The 17,525-nt window shown below is 69.9% G+C and carries 15 protein-coding genes; 5 read left to right on the top strand and 10 right to left on the bottom strand.

Annotated elements, in window-relative coordinates; all coding sequences use genetic code 11:
* Window positions 1–313: 313 nt before the first annotated feature.
* The 3 genes from HUW46_RS35705 (at window position 314) to HUW46_RS35695 (ending at window position 5,161) form a co-directional block, all read left to right on the top strand.
* Window positions 314–682: a PepSY domain-containing protein gene (locus HUW46_RS35705; RefSeq protein ID WP_215543131.1), complete on the top strand. Its 369-nt coding sequence runs from the start codon at window positions 314–316 to the stop codon at window positions 680–682.
* 157 nt (window positions 683–839) lie between these two features.
* Window positions 840–4,433 (top strand): GH116 family glycosyl hydrolase, encoded by a 3,594-nt coding sequence (locus HUW46_RS35700; protein WP_254125216.1) that lies wholly within the window; start codon window positions 840–842, stop codon window positions 4,431–4,433.
* Window positions 4,434–4,540: 107 nt separating this feature from the next.
* A complete protein-coding gene (locus tag HUW46_RS35695) occupies window positions 4,541–5,161 on the top strand; it encodes an L-threonylcarbamoyladenylate synthase (RefSeq protein ID WP_215543129.1) in 621 nt (206 codons plus the stop codon).
* Between the two features lie 4 nt (window positions 5,162–5,165).
* On the opposite strand, the gene HUW46_RS35690 is transcribed toward HUW46_RS35695, so the two are convergent.
* The 3 genes from HUW46_RS35690 to HUW46_RS35680 are packed head-to-tail and all read right to left on the bottom strand — an operon-like array spanning window position 5,166 to window position 7,924.
* Window positions 5,166–5,810: a response regulator transcription factor gene (locus tag HUW46_RS35690; protein WP_215543128.1), complete on the bottom strand. Its 645-nt coding sequence runs from the start codon at window positions 5,808–5,810 to the stop codon at window positions 5,166–5,168.
* 18 nt (window positions 5,811–5,828) lie between these two features.
* Window positions 5,829–7,286: a sensor histidine kinase gene (locus HUW46_RS35685; protein ID WP_254126678.1), complete on the bottom strand. Its 1,458-nt coding sequence runs from the start codon at window positions 7,284–7,286 to the stop codon at window positions 5,829–5,831.
* 14 nt (window positions 7,287–7,300) lie between these two features.
* Window positions 7,301–7,924: a phosphatase PAP2 family protein gene (locus tag HUW46_RS35680; protein ID WP_215543126.1), complete on the bottom strand. Its 624-nt coding sequence runs from the start codon at window positions 7,922–7,924 to the stop codon at window positions 7,301–7,303.
* A 178-nt stretch (window positions 7,925–8,102) separates the two neighbouring features.
* On the opposite strand from HUW46_RS35680, the gene HUW46_RS35675 reads away from it, so the two are divergent.
* A complete protein-coding gene (locus tag HUW46_RS35675) occupies window positions 8,103–8,621 on the top strand; it encodes a mycothiol transferase (protein ID WP_254125214.1) in 519 nt (172 codons plus the stop codon).
* A 218-nt stretch (window positions 8,622–8,839) separates the two neighbouring features.
* On the opposite strand, the gene HUW46_RS35670 is transcribed toward HUW46_RS35675, so the two are convergent.
* The 7 genes from HUW46_RS35670 to HUW46_RS35640 all read right to left on the bottom strand — a co-directional run bounded on the left by HUW46_RS35670 (window position 8,840) and on the right by HUW46_RS35640 (window position 16,554).
* Window positions 8,840–11,035 carry a bifunctional lysylphosphatidylglycerol flippase/synthetase MprF gene (locus tag HUW46_RS35670; protein WP_215543125.1) on the bottom strand — a complete coding sequence of 732 codons (2,196 nt, stop codon included), beginning with the start codon at window positions 11,033–11,035 and terminating at the stop codon, window positions 8,840–8,842.
* A gap of 125 nt (window positions 11,036–11,160) precedes the next feature.
* Window positions 11,161–12,246, bottom strand: coding sequence for a glycoside hydrolase family 172 protein (locus HUW46_RS35665; protein ID WP_215543124.1), 1,086 nt, complete (start codon window positions 12,244–12,246; stop codon window positions 11,161–11,163).
* A gap of 13 nt (window positions 12,247–12,259) precedes the next feature.
* Entirely contained in the window at window positions 12,260–13,078 is an 819-nt protein-coding gene (locus HUW46_RS35660) for a carbohydrate ABC transporter permease (protein WP_215543123.1), read from the bottom strand.
* Window positions 13,068–13,982 (bottom strand): carbohydrate ABC transporter permease, encoded by a 915-nt coding sequence (locus HUW46_RS35655; protein WP_215543122.1) that lies wholly within the window; start codon window positions 13,980–13,982, stop codon window positions 13,068–13,070. Before HUW46_RS35655 ends, HUW46_RS35660 begins: the two co-directional genes overlap by 11 nt.
* Before the next feature lie 7 nt (window positions 13,983–13,989).
* Complete coding sequence (locus HUW46_RS35650; RefSeq protein ID WP_215543121.1) at window positions 13,990–15,327, bottom strand: ABC transporter substrate-binding protein; 1,338 nt, start codon at window positions 15,325–15,327, stop codon at window positions 13,990–13,992.
* Between the two features lie 70 nt (window positions 15,328–15,397).
* Window positions 15,398–16,369, bottom strand: coding sequence for a prolyl aminopeptidase (gene pip, locus HUW46_RS35645; RefSeq protein WP_215543120.1), 972 nt, complete (start codon window positions 16,367–16,369; stop codon window positions 15,398–15,400).
* On the bottom strand, window positions 16,366–16,554 hold the full coding sequence (locus tag HUW46_RS35640) for a DNA-binding protein (RefSeq protein ID WP_215543119.1): 189 nt from the start codon (window positions 16,552–16,554) through the stop codon (window positions 16,366–16,368). Before HUW46_RS35640 ends, pip begins: the two co-directional genes overlap by 4 nt.
* 200 nt (window positions 16,555–16,754) lie before the next feature.
* On the opposite strand from HUW46_RS35640, the gene HUW46_RS35635 reads away from it, so the two are divergent.
* Window positions 16,755–17,519 (top strand): serine hydrolase, encoded by a 765-nt coding sequence (locus HUW46_RS35635; protein WP_215550312.1) that lies wholly within the window; start codon window positions 16,755–16,757, stop codon window positions 17,517–17,519.
* Window positions 17,520–17,525: the final 6 nt, after the last annotated feature.

Raw genomic sequence — 17,525 nt, 5'->3', positions numbered from 1 at the left:
AGGGGTGTGACCCTAACCGCCTCCGACTCGGTTTCGCTGGCTCACGGGCTATTCGATGTGCGTCGTTTCCATCAATAATTCGGACATAAAGCATCAAAGCTCTCATTGAGACAGGTATTGCCGTTGCCGTTTCACCAACTGTCCGCCAAATGCCCTGCTCGGAGGCTTACGGGCCGGATCCGAACGCTCACCCTGAGGCACACTTCGGGGTCGCTCCACGGGTCACCCTCAGGGGTCTCACCGATGCGGCGGCCGCGCGCGTGAGAGACGGTGAAACCGTTCGGAACGCAACCTGAGACTGGAGCCCGCGACCATGCACCGCACGACAGCCGGAATCACCACCGCCACCGTCGCACTGGGACTGGCACTCGGACTGGCCGCGTGCGGCAACGACGCACCGACACCGCCCTCGCCCCCGGCGCCACCGGCCGCACCGGCACCGCCCGCCGCACCGCAGCCCGGCTCCGGCACGCCGGGATCGACCACGGCACCGAAGATTTCGACCGACCAGGCGGGCAAGATCGTCACCGGCCAGTACGGCGGCGAGGTGCTCAACGTCGAACCCGACACCGCGAAGGGCGAACCGAGCTGGGAGGTCGAGGTCCGCAACAGCAAGCAGGGCCGGATCGAGGTCGACGTCTCGCAGGCGACCGGCGCGGTGCTCGAGATGGAGCACGACTGATCCACCGGCGGGTGGCGCGCGGGGGCGCCACCCGCCACGGGTGCGGAACTGGGCCATTCGGCGTATGGACGGATCAAGCAGCCCTGATTACCGTCATGAGTAATCGATTACTCAACCCGCCAGTAGCTACTCGGCTGGCCTCAGCGTGGAGGCTCCCGTGTCCGATTCGTGCTGCCCTGACGGCTCCTGCGAGCCGGGTCCTTCCCGCCGCACCTTCCTTTCGCTCGGCGCAGCCGGGCTCGGTCTGCTCACCATCCGGCCCGGTGTCGCCGAGGCGCTCGGCCTCGACGAAACGCGGCTCGTCACCGTCCCCGAGGACAAGAACCTCACGCCCGACGCGGTGAACGCACTGCTTTCGCGCGGCACGCCAACCGAGTACTCCGGGGCGGCGCTGCGCAGGATCGGCATGCCGGTCGGCGGCGCCTGCAGTGGTCAGGTTTACCTGGCGGGCGACGGCAGGCTCTGGGCGTGGGACATCCTCAACCCGTCCGCCTACCCGCTCGGCGGCGCCAGCGGCGACGGACCGCACTACGCGTACCCGCTGTCCACCACCGCCCCGTTCCACCAGGGCTTCACGATCCGCACCACCGCCCGCGGCAGGGACCGCACCAGGACACTGGACTCGGACGGGTTCGCCGATACGCGGTTCACCGGCAGGTATCCGATCGGCACCACGACCTATCGCGCGCCGGACAGCCCGGTGGAGGTCGTCTGCGAGGCGTTCTCCCCGTTCATCCCGTTGTCCACCAACGATTCCACGCTGCCCGCGACCGTGCTCGCGTTCACCGTCCGGAACTCCTCGCGCGACCGGATCAGGGTCGAACTGACCGGCAGCTCGGAAAACCCGGTGTGCCTTGATACCCGGCGGGAGCAGCCGGTCGCGCTGCACGGCGAGCGGTACGGGGGCCGTGGTGTCCGCGGCGTCGAGTTCTCCGCGAGCGAGGAGCGGCAGAACAGCACCGACATCGTGTTCGAGGACTGGGAAAAGACGACCTACGAAGGCTGGACGGTCACCGGCGACGCGTTCGGCACCGGCCCGGTCCGGGCACAGGACCTGCCGGGGGAAATGCGGCGCTTCGGTGATCTCAACGTCTCCGGCACCCGGTTCGTCACCTCGTTCGACCTGCGCACCGGCAAGCGCGACGCGGCGCAGGGATCGTTGCGCAGCAAGGAGTTCACCATCGAGCGCCGGTACGTCGCGGCCTCGATCGGTGGTGGCGCCCACCCCGGCAAGACCTGCCTGAACGTGCTCGTCGACGGTCAGGTGGTGGCGAGCGCGACCGGGGCGAACAGCGAACCGATGGTGCCCGCGATGCTCGACGTGGGCGCACACCTCGGCAAGCGCGCCGCCATCGAGATCGTCGACGCGTCCTCCGAGGGCTGGGGACACGTCAACGTGGACGCGATCGTGTTCACCGACTCGGCCGACATCGTGTTCGAGGACTGGGAAAAGGGCACCTACGAGGGCTGGACCGTCACCGGCGACGCGTTCGGCGACAGTCCCGTCCGGCCGCAGGACACCCCGGACTACTTCCACAACCCCGCCGACCTCAACGTCTCCGGCACCTACTTCGTCACCTCCCACAACTACCGGGCCGGCGGCGGCTCGGTGGAGGCCGACCGGCACACCGGCAAGCTCACCAGCAAGCCGTTCACGATCGACCGGCGGTTCGTGACCCTGTGGGTCGGTGGCGGCAGCGACCGCACCGGGACCTGCGTGAACGTCGTGGTCGACGGCCAGGTGGTCGCCGCGCTCACCGGCAGCAACCGCGAAGCCCTCGCCGCCCGGTCCGCCGATCTCCACCTCTGGGCAGGGAAGACCGCGCACATCGAGGTCGTCGACACCGCCACCGGCGGGTGGGGTCACGTCAACGTCGGCAAGATCCTGTTCAGCGACCGCGCCATCCGCAGGAAGCCCGTCGAGTCGTGGACCGATCTCGGCACGTTCTCCCTCGCCGCGCTGGAAGACGCCGCGAGCGTTCGCGCGTCCGATGTGGACGGTTCGGTGACGGTGCCGTTCACGCTCTCGCCCGGCCAGTCCCGCACGGTCCGGTTCGCCTTCGGCTGGTACTTCCCGATCATCGACCAGTACAACTTCGGCTGGCTGAAGGACGCCGACAAGCTGAAGCACCACTACGCGAGCAGGTTCGGCTCCGCCCGCGACGTGCTCTCCTACCTCGCTCGCGAGCGAGACCGGCTCGAATCCGGTACGCGCAAATGGGTCCAGACCTGGTACGAGGACTCGACGATGCCGCGCTGGTTCCTGGAGCGCACGCTCTCCACGGCGTCCACTTTGGCCACGAACACCTGCTACCGGTTCGACAACGGCCGCTTCTACGCCAACGAAGGCATCTACTGCTGCGGCGGCACCTGCACGCACGTCTGGAACTACGCGCAGTCGGTGGCGAGGCTGTTCCCCGACCTGGAACGGGACACCCGGCAGCGGGTGGATCTCGGGATCGCCATGCTGCCCACCGGTGAGATCAAGAACCGCGGCGAGAACACCGACGGCTGGTTCGCCGACGGGCAGTGCGGCATCGTCCTGCGCATCTACCGCGAGCACCAGATGTCGCCGGACGGCGCCTTCCTGCGCCGCAACTGGCCGCAGGTGCGCAAGGCCGTCGACTGGCTCGTCAAGCAGGACGGCAGCGATCCCAACGGGATCTTCGAGGGCAGCCAGTGGAACACGCTCGACGCGCAGTGGTTCGGTGAGATCCCGTGGATCAGCGGTCTCTACGTCGCGGCGCTGCGCGCGGCCTCGGCGATGGCCGACGAGGTGGGTGACCGCGCGGCCGCGCGGCGGTACGGCGGGCTCGCCGATCGCGGCGCGGAGTACCTCGCCGACGAGCTGTGGGACGACGAGTACGGCTACTTCGTGCAGAAGGTCGACCCGAACCACCCGACCGCGGTGAACTCCAACCGCGGCTGCTACATCGACCAGATGTACGGCCAGACCTTCGCCGCCCAGCTCGGGCTCCCGCGCGTCTTCGACGCGGACAAGGCGAAGACCGCCCTGCGCAGCGTGTTCCGGAACAACTTCGTGCCCGATCCCGCCGGGTACCGTCCGCCGGGCATCCCGATCGGGCGGGTGTACGCGACCAAGGGCGAACCCGGCACGCTCATGTGCACCTGGCCCCACGGCGGGTCGACCGAGTCGGGGAAGGACGGACCGGTCGGATACTTCAACGAGGTGTGGACGGGCCAGGAGTACCAGTTCGCCGCCCACCTGTTCGCCGAGGGCATGACCACCGAAGCACTGGCGGTGACCAAAGCCGTCGACAACCGCTACCACGGCGAAAAACGCAATCCGTACAACGAAGTCGAGTGCAGCGACCACTACGTCAGGGCCATGATGAGCTTCGGCACCTACCTGGCGGCGTGCGGGTACGAGCACCACGGGCCGCGTGGGCACCTCGGGTTCGCGCCGAGGATCACGCCGGAGAACTTCCGCGGCGCGTTCACCGCGGCCGAGGGCTGGGGCCTGTACGGGCAGCGCCGCCACGGCCCTTGGCAGACGAGCACGATCGAGGTCAGGTACGGCAGGGTCCGGTTGTCGACGCTGGCGCTGGAAGTGCCGGGCGAACCGGACGACATCGCGCTCGCGGGCACCGTCGACTCCGCGCTGACCGCGTCGAAACCGGCGTTCGAAACGAGCGAGGGCGTGACCGGGACCCGCGTGGTGATCCGCTTCCCGTGGCCGGTCGTCCTGACGGAAGGCATGCGGCTCGACCTGACCCTCTCGCTCGGCTGATTCTCACGACACGCCCGGTGCGAGGGCACGGGCGAGCATCGGCCCCGGCGCACGCCACGCCGGGGCCGGTGCGGGGGGCGCACCGGCGGGGCTCCTAAGGTGCGTTCATGGCGAAGTACTTCGATGTGCACCCGGACAACCCGCAGCGGCGTTCGATCGGGCAGGTGGTCGAGATCGTGCGCGGCGGCGGCCTGATCGCCTACCCGACGGACTCGTGCTTCGCGCTGGGCTGCCAGCTGGGCAACAAGGACGGCATCGACCGCATCCGCACCATCCGGCGCCTCGACGACCGGCACCACTTCACCCTGGTGTGCCAGGACTTCGCCCAGCTCGGCCAGTTCGTGCACGTCGACAACGCGGTGTTCCGCGCGATCAAGGCGTCCACCCCCGGCAGCTACACCTTCATCCTGCCCGCGACGAAGGAGGTGCCGAGGCGGCTGCTGCACCCGAAGAAGAAGACCGTCGGCGTGCGCATCCCCGACCACGTCGTCACGCAGGCGCTGCTGTCCGAACTCGGCGAGCCGATGCTGTCCAGCACGCTGCTCATGCCAGACGAGGAAGAGCCGATGACCCAGGGCTGGGAGATCAAGGACCTGCTCGACCACTCGCTCGACGCCGTCATCGACTCCGGCGACTGCGGCACCGAGCCCACCACCGTCATCGACTTCTCCACCGACGAACCGGAAATCGTCCGCCGCGGCGCAGGTGACACGAGCCGTTTCGAGTGAGGCGTCACGGCTCTTTCGGGATCAGCCCCGCCTCGTAGGCGACGATCGCGGCGCGCACCCGGTTGCGCACCCCGAGCCGTCGCAGGATCGCGCTGACGTAGACCTTGACGGTTCCTTCGACCACGTTGATCCGGTCCGCGATCTCCACATTGGACAGACCGGCGCCGAGCAGCCCGAGTACTTCCCGCTCCCTCGCGGTCAGATCGGCGAGCCCTTCGGTCGCTTGTGGACGGTCCGCGAGCCGGTCCACGACACGGCGCGCGACCAGCGGGGAAAGGTACGCCGCGCCAGCCGCGACAGCGCGCACCCCGGCGACGATCTCGTTCGGGTCACCGGTCTTCAGCACGAAACCACCGGCGCCCTCGCCCAGCGCGCGCGTGATGTAGGAATCGTCGGCGAAGGTGGTGAGGACGAGCACCGCGGTCTCCGTGCCGAGCCGCCGGATTTCGGCCGCCGCGTCGAGCCCGTCGAGACCGGGCATCCGGATGTCCAGCACGGCCACGTCGACGCGGTGAGCGCGCACGGCCTCGACGGCGTCATGCCCGTTGTCCGCTTCGGCGACCACGTCGATGTCGGGCGCGGACGCCAGCACGGCACGGACGCCCATCCGGACCACGGCCTCGTCGTCGGCGAGCAGCACGCGAATCATGCGGTCATCCTCCCGTGGTCACCGGCTCCGGTGCACGAGGAGGTCCTTGCCGGTGAGCACGCCGTCGCGGAAGCACAGCCGGAAGAGGTCGCCGTGCCGTTCGTCGAACGGGTTCGCGTGGGTGCTGTAGTACCGGCACGCCGGGTCGGCCGGTTCGACCCTGGTGCGACCGGGCAGCACGCGCGACACGGACGCCTCGTCCTGGCCGATCGTGAGCCCGGCGAAATCCGCGGGGTCGAGCATCGAGGACGCGGCGTCGAAGACCAGGTACCCGCACACGGCGGCCACCACGCCCACCGCGACGCCGACGGCCACCGCGATCGCCCGCCGCGCGCTGCGCCGGACTTCCTGGCGCATCCGCGTGCGGTGGGCACCGGTCGTCGCGGGCGCCGCGGGCTCGGCGGGCACGAACGCCACCACCGCGAACCCGTCAGCGGTCCTGCCCGCGTCGAAGCGGCCGCCGACCAGGCCGACGCGTTCGGCGAGCCCGACGAGCCCGTGGCCACCGACCGGCACTTCGCCACCGGCGGCCCCGGTGTCGCTGATCCGGAGGTCCGTGCCGTCGTCGCCGTGCACCACCCGGACGGAGACTTCGCTTCCCGGCGCGTGCTTCGCGGCGTTCGTGAGCGCCTCGACCACGACACGGTGGATCGTGCGCGCGATGATCGGATGCCGAGGAGGTTCGCCTTCCTCGACGAGATCCACGGACAATCCCGAGGCCCGCGCACCGTCCACGACGGCGGCGACCGGTTCGACCGGCAGATCCTGCACGGTGCGGAGGATGCGCACCACGTCGGCCACGCGCTCGGCCGCCGACGTGACCGCGGCTCGCGCGCCCTTCGCCGCGTCGCGGTGTTCCGGTGAAAGACCCGTGTCGACCTCGAGTGCCCCGATCCTCAACGCGGCCAGCGCCAGCTCGTGGCCGACGAGATCGTGCATCTCCCCCGCCAGCCGCGCGCGTTCCCGCGCCTGCGTCCGTTCCGCCTCGCGTTCGAGCTGCTCGGCGCGCTCCCAGCCGCCACGGGTCAGCTGCTCGTACCGGCGCCGGTAGCGGCCGGCCGCCCACGGCACGGCGGCGAGCACGGCGACCCCGGCACCGGAGGACAGCGCCGAGTCCAGGCCGCCCAGCACGGCGAGCGGTACGGCGATCGCGGCCGCGGTGCCCAGTACGAGCACGACCACGCCGTCGCGGCCGGTCGCCGCGCCGCGACCGGCGAGAAAGGAGGCCGCGGCGAGCCCGAGCGCGGGGGCACCCATCGCGATCGTCGCATCGGCCGACGCGTGCGCGGTGTAGGTGCCCACCCAGCCCGCGATCCCGATCGCGAGCGCGGTCGCGGGTAGCCGCGGCACCGCGAACGCCAGCACGAGGAGCACCGCGAGCGCGAACGCCGTTTCCGCCACGGAAAACCGGCCGGGCCCGGACACCACGGCGGCCCACAGCACCGGGATCGCGGCGACCGCGAAGACGACCAGCATGCGCACGCCGCCCATCATCGCCGACCGGGCACCCGCGGGATTCGCACGGTCGGCGTGTCCTGGGCGGGTCCTCGGCCGAGCACCACGGGCAGCCGCGGCCGCAGGCGGGCGATGACCGGGGTCAACGGCCGTGCCAGCAGCGGAAGCGCCGTCGCCACCACGGCGCCGAGCAGGAGACCGGCGAGCACGTCGTGCGGGTAGTGCACACCGACGACCACCCGCGACGCGGCCGCCAGCAGCGCGACCGGCACCGCGAACCAGGCGGCCCTGCGGTGCGCGAAGACGATCGCGACCGCGGCGGCACCCGCGATCACCGCATGGTTGCTGGGAAAGGACCAGTCGCCGTAGCCGGGGCAGTCCGCGATGATCCGGATCGCGCGGCACGGGCGGTCCTCCTGCCAGAGGGTCTTCACCATCTCGCTGACGAGGTAGGCCGCGGTAATCACCACGGGGGCGAGCACCGCGGTCGTCATCGCCGCCGCGGAAGCCGATCGCGCGCGCCAGAAGTTCACCGCGCACACCAGGGCGAGCAGGATGAGAAGGCCCTGTGTCGCCATGGCGGCGAAGGCTTGCACGAACTCCGGTGCGGCGTTCGCGGCGTCAACGATGTCCCGGTAGAGGCTTTCGGTTACGAGCATGCGAACGACGTTAGGAAGATCGCGGTCGCGGCTCATTCCGCTTGCGGCACCGGGAAACCCTGTCGATCGGCAGTGCGCGCACCTTGTCGATCGACAGTGCGCGGTTTGACCGGGAACTCGGCCGGGAATCCGGGCACAATCGACCGCGAACGATCCCCGGAGAGAAACAGGACTTCCCGTGACGACCACCGCCGAACTGCTGACCGACGCCTTCGACCGGATCCGCGAGATCGTCCACCAGAGTGTGCGCTCGCTGTCCGCGGACGACCTCGCCGCGCGCCTCGACGACGAGGCCAACTCGATCGCGTGGCTCGTCTGGCACCTCACGCGGGTCCAGGACGACCACATCGCCGAGGTCGCCGGGCTCGACCAGGTGTGGACCAGCGGCGGCTGGGCCGAGCGGTTCGACCTGCCGTTCCCGGTGGAGGCCATCGGGTACGGGCACAGCAGCGACGAGGTCGCCGCGGTGCGGCCGGATTCCCCCGGACTGCTCGTCGACTACCACGACGCGGTGCACGAGCAGACCGTCGGTTACCTGCGCGGGCTCACCGACGAGGACCTGGACGCGGTCGTCGACGAGGCGTGGGCCCCGCCGGTCACGCTCGCGGTACGGCTGGTCAGCGTGGTTTCCGACGATCTCCAGCACGCGGGCCAGGCGGCTTTCGTCCGCGGGATCCTCGAACGCCGAGGAGACTGAGGTCACGCACCGTAGCGGAACACCGGACCGCGCCGGAGAGTTGAACAGGGTGTCGGTACGGCGGTGCCCCCGGGCCTCACCCCTCGCCTTCACGGAATACGGGTTTCGACCACGAGCCGTGTCGCGCCATCCGCCGCGAGGCGGCCCCCGTACCGGCCCCAGAACACCGCGCCGGAGCAGCGCCGTCTCCCCCAACGGCAGCGCCCGGCGCGGTCCGCTCAGCGTTTGGCGGTCCTGGCGAGTTTCGCGAGCTGCCACAGTCCCGTGTTCGGCAGGTAGGCCTGGCCCAGCGCGATCCCGATGCGCGGCAGGTCCGCTTCGTCGCGGAAGGCGAGGTACATCGGCTCGCAGCGCGGCTTGAACTTCGCCTTGAACGCGTGCAGCGAACGGAAACCGTAGTAGGGCTCCATCATCGAACCGAGCGAGTCGAGCACCCGTTCCGCGGCGTTGGCGGGGCCGTCGTCCGCGCTGCGGGCCAGCGGCGCGCCGGACAGCGAGACGAAGGTGGCGCCGGATTCCTTGAACGCCAGGCACGACGACGCGATCAGGAACTCCATCACCGGGCGGAATCCACCGGTGCGCCTGCGCATCATGTCGAGCGTCCAGCCGCCGACGACGCCCGTTTCGGAGTCGCTCGGCCGGTGCACCGGCATCCACGAGGTGACGCCGTGCACGGTGCCGCTGGTGTCGATCGCGAGCCCGACCTTGGTGCGGGGATCCATCGCCTCGTCGACACCGCCGAGCGTGAACCCCATCTCCGGCATGCCCTTGTCGCTGATCCACTCCTCGGAAATGGCGCGGACCTGGGAAATCACCGCACGTGGCTGCTCGGCGAGGGTGACCATGCGGAACTCGATGCCCTCCTTGGCCGCCTTGTTCAACGCCGACCGCACGTCCTGCCATGCCTTGCCGCGGAACTGGAGGGTCTCCAGGTCGATCAGCGTGTCCTCGGCGACCTGGACGTGCTGCCAGCCGAGCTCCTTCGTCGTCGCCAGCACGCCGGCGGTCGCGGAGAACACGCACGGCACGAGGCCCGCCTGGTCGCAGTGGTCCACGAACTCGGTGAGCGTGCGACCGCCGCCGCCCTCGGGGGCGATCGGGTCGCCCAGCGCCACCGCGACCCTGGCGTGGCGGCGGTAGGCGAGGTACGAGTCGCCGTCGGCGGAGACGAAGTACGAGTTCTCCGGCCAGGTGCTCATCCACGAGAGCGAGCCGCCGCCGTGCCTGGCCAGCAGTGCGCGCGCCGTCGTCGAGTCGTCCGCTTCGTGCTTCCACGCCTGGCGCAGGGTCCGCCTCGACGGCACCCGGAACGCGCCGCGCGCCACGATCAGCAGCATCAGCTCGGCGGTCCACAGCAGATTGTCCACGAAGAACAAGGAAAGTCCGTCGCTTTCGTACCCGCCGCTGAACAGGTCGATCAGCGACAGCACCCCGGCGAGCAGCACGCCCTGCGCGGTGACGAACGCGGTCAGCCCGATCGAGCACCACCACGCCAGCTTGCTGCCCCGGCGGAGCCCGTTCAGCATCGGGAGCACGATCGCGCAGAGCACGGTCAGTTCGAGACCGGACAGCGACACCGCCGTCGACGATCCGAACGGTCCCTCCGCGGGCACCAGCCACATCACGATCTCGGCGACCGTCAGCAGGAACAGCCCGACGCCGGCGAACAGGCGCCACTCCCGCATGCTCGGCCTGCCCATCCGCTGCGCGCGGTGCCTGCCGACCAGCTTCGGCCCGAGCGGCAGCGCGAGCGCCACCGCGAAGAAGTGCACGAGATCCGCGAACGACCCGACGTAGATCACCGCGACGGAGACGTAGGTGAGCAGCCCGGCGCGGATCCGCAGCCGCCACGGCGATCGGATCGCGGCGGCCGCGATCGCGAGCACCGCCAGCGCGCCGCCGGAGAAGCCGACGTCCATCAGCGAGCCGGTCCGCTCGGCCCAGTCCCAGCCGGAATTGCGCACCAGCGCGAGGAATTCGACGGCCGCGAGCACGCTCAGGATCTGCGTCGCGACCGAGAGCACGATCGTGCGGCGGGTGCCGAGCCGCCATTCGGCGAACCCGATGAACAACGCGAAGCTGCCGACCATCGGCAGGTAGAACAGCGGAACGACGGCGAAGAACGGCCCCACCAGCAGCGTCCACCAGTGGCCCGCCTCCATCGACGGCAGCCCGTAGCCGACGTACGGGAACATCGCGCGGTCCTCGACCGCGCTCCACAACGTGCCGCTCGCGACCGACAGCACCAGCATCACGGCGACCACGATCGTGGTGAACGGCAGCCTGCGGCGCAGCAGCGTCGCGGTACGGCGGATCGCACCCGGCGCGCGGTATTCCACCTGCCGCTCGGCCTTCGGCGGCTTCACCTTGGGCGGCTTGGCGAGCACCGGCGGTGTCGTCGTGATGGTCGTCATACCGCTCAAACTAAGGGGTCGGGGCCGTCCGTCGACATGGGGTGAGCCCCACTTTTCGGGTGGTGCCTGGACTACCATCCGGCGGAGTACCCGGCCGGTACCCTACTCGCCGGTTCACCTCACCGTCACGGGAAGCGCGGCACCCGGTCCGCCACCGGCGGCAGCCCGAACGGGCGGTGCGGCAGGCTCTGGTACCAGTACGCCACCGAGGACAGGTCGTCGCAACGCTTGTTCGCGTGACCGTGTTCGATGGTCACGCGCACGGATTCGTGGAACACCACCGGGTCTTCGATGTGGAAGCGGTACAACGAGATCTGCCCGCTCCAGTTGGGACCGCCCGGCAGCGTGATGCCGTGGTAGGGCGCGTGGTACTCCTCCTCCGGGCACCACGCGGTGTTGAAGTAGTCCTCGGTTCCGGTGCCGTGCAGGCGCGGCGGGAACGGCTCGCCGTCGATGAAGATCATGTCGTCGCCCTCGCCGTACCAGTTCCACTGGCCGGTGTGCCGCAGGTTCTGCACGTTGAGGACGCAGCCGACGTAGTGCCCGTGACCCTCCGCGTCCAGGATGACGTAGTTGCCCTCACCGTCGAGATTGGTGCCTTCCAGCAGGTATTCCTGGTTTGTCTGGCCCTCGTCGCCGATGCCGTCGGCGGGGTTCTCCCGCCGCCACTGCGCGTGGAAGTAGCCGAGGCCCTCTTCGGCGCGCCCGTAGGTTTCGTAGTCGATGTAGTAGTAGAAGTAGACCGGTTCCTCGCTCAGCTCGCTGAGCAGTTCCACCTTGGCGCGCCCGGCGAACGGCATCGCGAACCAGCAGTTGAAGCCCTTGCCGTCCTGCGGGCTCATCTGCAGCGGCGCGGACACGAAGTTCGCGGTCCGGCCGAACCCGATGCCGAAGAAGTCGCCGAGCGGGACCAGCACGCTCGGCGCCTCCTGGTCGTCCCAGGTGATCTTCAGCACCAGCCTGCGCAGGTAGTCGTTGTCGCTGAGGTTCGGCCCCTTGCCGTCCGGCAGCGCCACCGTGCACCAGATGTGCGTGATCGCGCCGGGGCCGGTGAGATCGGCCAGCACCGCTGTCTCGCCTGGCCCGACGGTGAGGCGATCGTCGTTGCCACCGCTGCGATCCCAGCTCGACTCGCGGCCGCGGCGCGAGTGGCGCAGGCGGGGCAGGTCGCGGAGGCTGCTGCCGAAGGTCCCGTAGCCTCGATCGTCCACTGTGTACTCCCGTCTACTTCAGTCCCGTCGTCTTCAGCGAGTCGATGAGCCGCCGCTGCCCGATCAGGAACACCACCACGGTCGGGATCGCCGCCAGCACCGCGCCGGCCAGCACGTACTGGTACTGCGACGCGTATTGGCCCTGCAGCCCGGAAACGCCGACCTGCACCACGCGCAGGCTCTCGTCCTGCGTCACCGCCAGGGGCCACAGGAAGGAGTTCCAGTTGGCCAGGAAGAACAGGACCGCGAGCGAGGCCAGCATGGGACGGCTCAGCGGCAGGATGATGCGCCAGTAGATACCGAAGTAGCCGCAGCCGTCGAGCCGCGCCGCCTCCTCCAGCTCGCGCGGCACGCTCAGGTAGAACTGGCGCAGCAGGAAGATCCCGAACGCGTTGAAGATCCCCGGCACGATCAGCCCGGCGTAGCTGTCGACGAGCCCGAGCAGGCGCACCACCAGGAACAGCGGCACCAGGATCACCGGCAGCGAGATGAGCAGCGTGCCGACCACGGTCGCGAAGGCGAACCCACGGCCGCGGAAGCGCAGGCGTGCCAACGCGTACGCGGCCATCGAGTGCAGGAACAGCGCGATCACCGTCACCGTGACCGCGACGAACGCGCTGTTCATCAGGTACCGCGCGAACGGGATCTGGGTCAGCACGTACCCGAGGTTGCCGAGGGTGAACTTCGTCGGCAGCGACGAGGACAGCACGTCGCTGCCCGGCCGGAACGCGCTCAGCAGGAGCCAGAGCAACGGCAGCACGGTCAGGAACGCGATCAGGTAGGCGAAAACCGCCTTCGGCCCGATCCGCCCGCGCGGGGTTTCAGTCCTCATCGAACCGCCCTCCCCTGGTGAGCGCGAACAGGATGCCGGTGATCACGATCAGCGCGGCGACCACGATCGCGCAGATCGCCGCCGCGTACCCGAACCGGCCGAACTGGAACGCCTGCTGGTAGGCGTAGAACACGATGGTGGAGGTCGCGTTGGCCGGGCCGCCCTTGGTGGTCACGAAAACCAGGTCGAAGGCCTGCAGCCCGGTGACCGCGTTGACCGTCGAGGTCACCAGCACGAAGAAGCTCGTCGGGCGGAGCGCGGGCCAGGTGACGTGGCGGAACTTGCGCCACGCGCCGGCACCGTCGACGGTCGCCGCGTCGTAGAGCTCGCGCGGCACGTCCTGCAGCCCGGCGAGGAAGATCAGCATCTGGTACCCGGCGAGGAACCACACGCTGATCAGCACGAGCGTGATGAGCGCCAGCGCCGGATCGCCGAGCCACGAGACGTCGCCGAGACCGAGCGGGCCGAGGATCCTGCTGACGATGCCGGTCTTGTCGGTCAGCAGGAACTGCCACAGCAGGCCGATCACGACGAGGCTGATCACGTTGGGCAGGAACAGCGCCGCCCGCACCGCGCCGATCCCGGGGAAGTGGTCCCGCACCAGCAACGCGAGGCCGAGGCTGACTCCGAACGCGACCGGCACGAACAGGACCGTGTAGAGCGCGGTGACGCCGAAGCTCTTCCACAGCACGGAATCGCCCGCCATCAACCGGAAGTTCTGCAGCCCGGCGAACTTGATGTTGCCGAAACCGTCCACATCGAACAGTCCGACGGCGAGCGCGAGCAGCGCGGGCACCACCACGAACAGGACGAGCCCGATCCCGTCCGGCGCGAGGAACCCCCACGCCGCCCTGCCCTCCCCGCGGCGCGCGCGGGTCTTCGGTCGTCGCAGCACTTCCGTCATGGCACCCTCACTGGATCGCCGCCCCCTCGTACCGGGACAGGAAGGTGTTGATCTGGTCGGACGCCGCGGCCGTCACCTCCGCCGGGTTCGCGCCGTCGAGCTGGCACGACTGCAGCGCGTCGGAAACCGCGCGGTACAGCTCCGGCGGGTATCGCGGCTCCGGGGTGCCGGTCGGGGCGATCACGTCGGCGAAGGTCCGCATCACGCCACTGGCGAACGCGCCGTGCGCCGCCGCGGCGTCCCGTACCGAGGCGCGCGCGGGCAAATTCGTCTTGGCGACGGTGTTCCACTGGCGGCACCGCTCGACACCCGCGTCGTCGAGGGAAGCGAGCGCCCACGCCACGAACTCCGCCGCGGCCTGCGGGTTGCGGCCCTTCGCGTTGGCCACCATGGCCCAGCCGCCGAGCGCGGTCGCGGGCTTGCCACCGGGCGGCACGGGCAGCGGGGCCACCCCGTACCGGAAGTCCGGCTGCTGCTGGGCGATCTCCGCGACCGCCCAGATGCCGATCTGCTGCATCGCCGCGTAACCCTGGGCCAGGTTCGAGATCGAGTCGTTCGCGCCCTTTCCGCGCACCCGTCGCGGTGCGGCCCCGGTGGTCACCGCGTCCTGCCACAGCTTCATCGCCGCCCGCGGCGCCGCGGCGTCGAGCGCACTCGAGCGCTGGTCCGCGGACAGGACCGAGCCGCCGCCCATCCAGAGGAACGGGTACCAGGTGAAGTTCTGGTAGTACCCGGGCGCGGTCTCCAGCAGCATCCCGAACTGGTCCGGCGTGGTGAGCTTGCGCCCGACGTCGAGTAGTTGCTCCCACGTCTTCGGCACGTCCGCTTCGGACAGACGAGCCTTCTCGAACGCCTGCTCCGAATAGAGCAGGGCGAGCGGTTCGATCTCCATCGGCAGCCCGTACACACGGTTCTCGACGGTGCGCGTGCCGAGCACACCGGGCAGGAAGTCCGCGCGGGCCTGCTCGCTCAGGTGCGGCGTGAGGTCGACGAGCGCGCCGCCGTTGTAGTAGCGGAGGAAATCGCCGGGGCTGATCAGGAACACGTCGGGCCCGGCACCCGCGCTGAACGCGGTCTGCAGCGTGGGCCCCGTCTGGTACTCCTGCGGCGGGATGTACCGCAGCCGGACCTTGACCTGGTGGCTGGCGTTCCAGTCGTCGGCGAGCTTGACGAACCAGTCGGCCTGCGACTTCGGCGTCCCGTTCGGACCGTAGAAGTTCCAGAAGGTGATCTCGCCGGGATCGCGGCTCGGCGCGCATCCCGCGAGCGCGGAGGTGGCCAGCGCACCGGCACCGGCGGCGGCGCGGAACACCGCGCGCCGCGACCACGGTCGTGCCCCCGACATGATCACCCACTTCCCAGCAACGCCGCCGTGACTGGGTTCCCCAGCCTGAGTAATCGATTTCCGGACGCTATTAGCTGAGCCTGGTGCCGTCAACCCTCCCCGCGAACCGGTCCGTCGCCGCGACGAGCAACTCGGCCATCCCCGGCTCGCCCGCCCCGTGCCCGCCCTCGGCGACGAACCGGAGTTCCGCGTCCGGCCAGCGTTTCGCGACCGCGTAGGCGATATCGGGCGGCCCGCTGATGTCGAGCCTGCCGTGCACGAGCACGCCGGGGATCCCGGCCAGTTTCGTCGCGTCCCTGATCAGCGCGCCGTCCTCGAGCCACGCCGCGTTGCTCCAGTAGTGCGTCACCAACCTGGCGAAGCACAGCCGGAAGACCGGGTCGTCGTAGCGCGGGTCGTGCTCGTCGGACACGACCGAAACGTGGGTGTCCTCCCAGTCGCACCAATCCTTCGCGGCTTTCTCGTGGACGGCCGGATCGGGATCCCGGAGCAACCGGGCGTACCCGGCGGCCAGCTCATCCTCGTCCGCACCGGGCGCACCGGCCCGGAACCGCGCCCACTGCCCGGGGAAGAACCGGCGCATCTCCTTGGTCACCCAGCGCACTTCGGCACGGCTGGTGTTGGTGATGCTGAACAGCACCAGCTCGGAGACCCGTGCCGGATGCCGCTCGGCATAGGCGAGGCCGAGCGTCGCACCCCAGGAACCGCCGAACACCAACCACTTCTCGACGCCGAGGTGCTCGCGGAGGCGCTCGATGTCCGCCAGCAGGTGCCAGGTGGTGTTGGCCGAGAGGTCCGCCTCCGGCGCACCGGCGTGCGGTGTGCTGCGACCGCACCCGCGCTGGTCGAACAGCAGCACGCGGTACCGCGCCGGATCGAAGAACCGCCGCCACAGCGGTGTGCACCCCGAGCCCGGCCCGCCGTGGAGCACGACGGCGGGCTTCCCGTCCGGGTTTCCGCACTGCTCCCAGTACACGCGGTGCCCGTCGCCGACGTCGAGCATGCCGTGCTCGAACGGCGCCGCTTCGCCATACTCGGTCATAACGGAGCGAACCCCTGGCCGCGTTCGGCGAGCGCTTCGCGGAGTATGCGCAGCGCCTTCGGCCCCATTCCGTGCAGCTTCGCCAAGTCGGCCTCGGTCACCTCGGTCAGGTGCTCGAGGCTGGTGTACCCGGCGTTGATCAGCGCGCGTTCCGCCGGTTTGCTCGTCTTCGGGAAATCGGTCATGTCCCCTCCCAGTCCTCCACTGCGCAGAGCATCCCACGGCACACCGACAGTTATCGAAAATCAGCTCGCCACCTGGATTTCCGGCTCCACCCCGTGGCCGGGATGGGCTAGGTTCTTCCCCCGTGAAGCCCTCGATCTGGCGCGTGCTCGCCGCCACCGCCACCGCGGTCGTCCTCGCGGTCGCGACCTCCTCGACCAGCATCGGTGTCGCCGACTGGCGCGAGGCAGCGCGGCAGCCGCCGTTCGACAAGGAGCTGCAGAAGCGCATCGCGGCGACGAAGGCCTACGTGGCGGGGCGGCCGGGGGTGGCCGGGATCGTGCTGCGGGACCGGCGGACCGGCGCGGTGTGGCGCAGCGCGGACGCGGGCACGCTCATCTGGGCCTGTTCCACCCCGAAGCTGGCGATGGTGGTGGACCTGCTGCTGCGCGACGAGAGCGGCGCCGTGCACCTGACCCCGGACGACCGCGCGCTCATGCACAAGATGCTGAACTCCAGCGACGACGACGCGGCGCACACGCTGTGGAACCGGTACGGGGGCGAGGACTTCGCGAAGCGGTTCCCCGCCTACGGCATGACCGACATGCGCTTCACCGATCAGCACCCGCACCACTGGGGCTGGATCCTGACCACCGCGAACGACCTCGACCGGCTCGTCAACTACGTGCTGAACATGCCGCCGCGACACCGGGACTACCTCGTCGGCGAGATGCAGCACGTCGACCCGAACCAGCAGTGGGGCGTGTGGGGCGCGGGCGCGGCGGCCAAGCCAGGCAACAAGAACGGGTGGTCCGACGACAACGACGACGGCTCGTGGATCACCAACAGCGTCGGCTTCACCGGGCCCGCCCAGCGCTACACGCTCGCCATCATGGACGACACGAAGGTGATTCAGCACGGGTTCGAAACCGGCAAGGAGACCACGACCAGGATCGGCAGGACGCTGTTCGACGGCTACTTCCGCTGAAACCCG

It is taken from the genome of Amycolatopsis sp. CA-230715, from assembly GCF_018736145.1.
Taxonomy (GTDB): domain Bacteria; phylum Actinomycetota; class Actinomycetes; order Mycobacteriales; family Pseudonocardiaceae; genus Amycolatopsis.
Note: the sequence above shows the minus strand (reverse complement) of the source record. Positions and strands in the feature narration are given on the sequence as shown.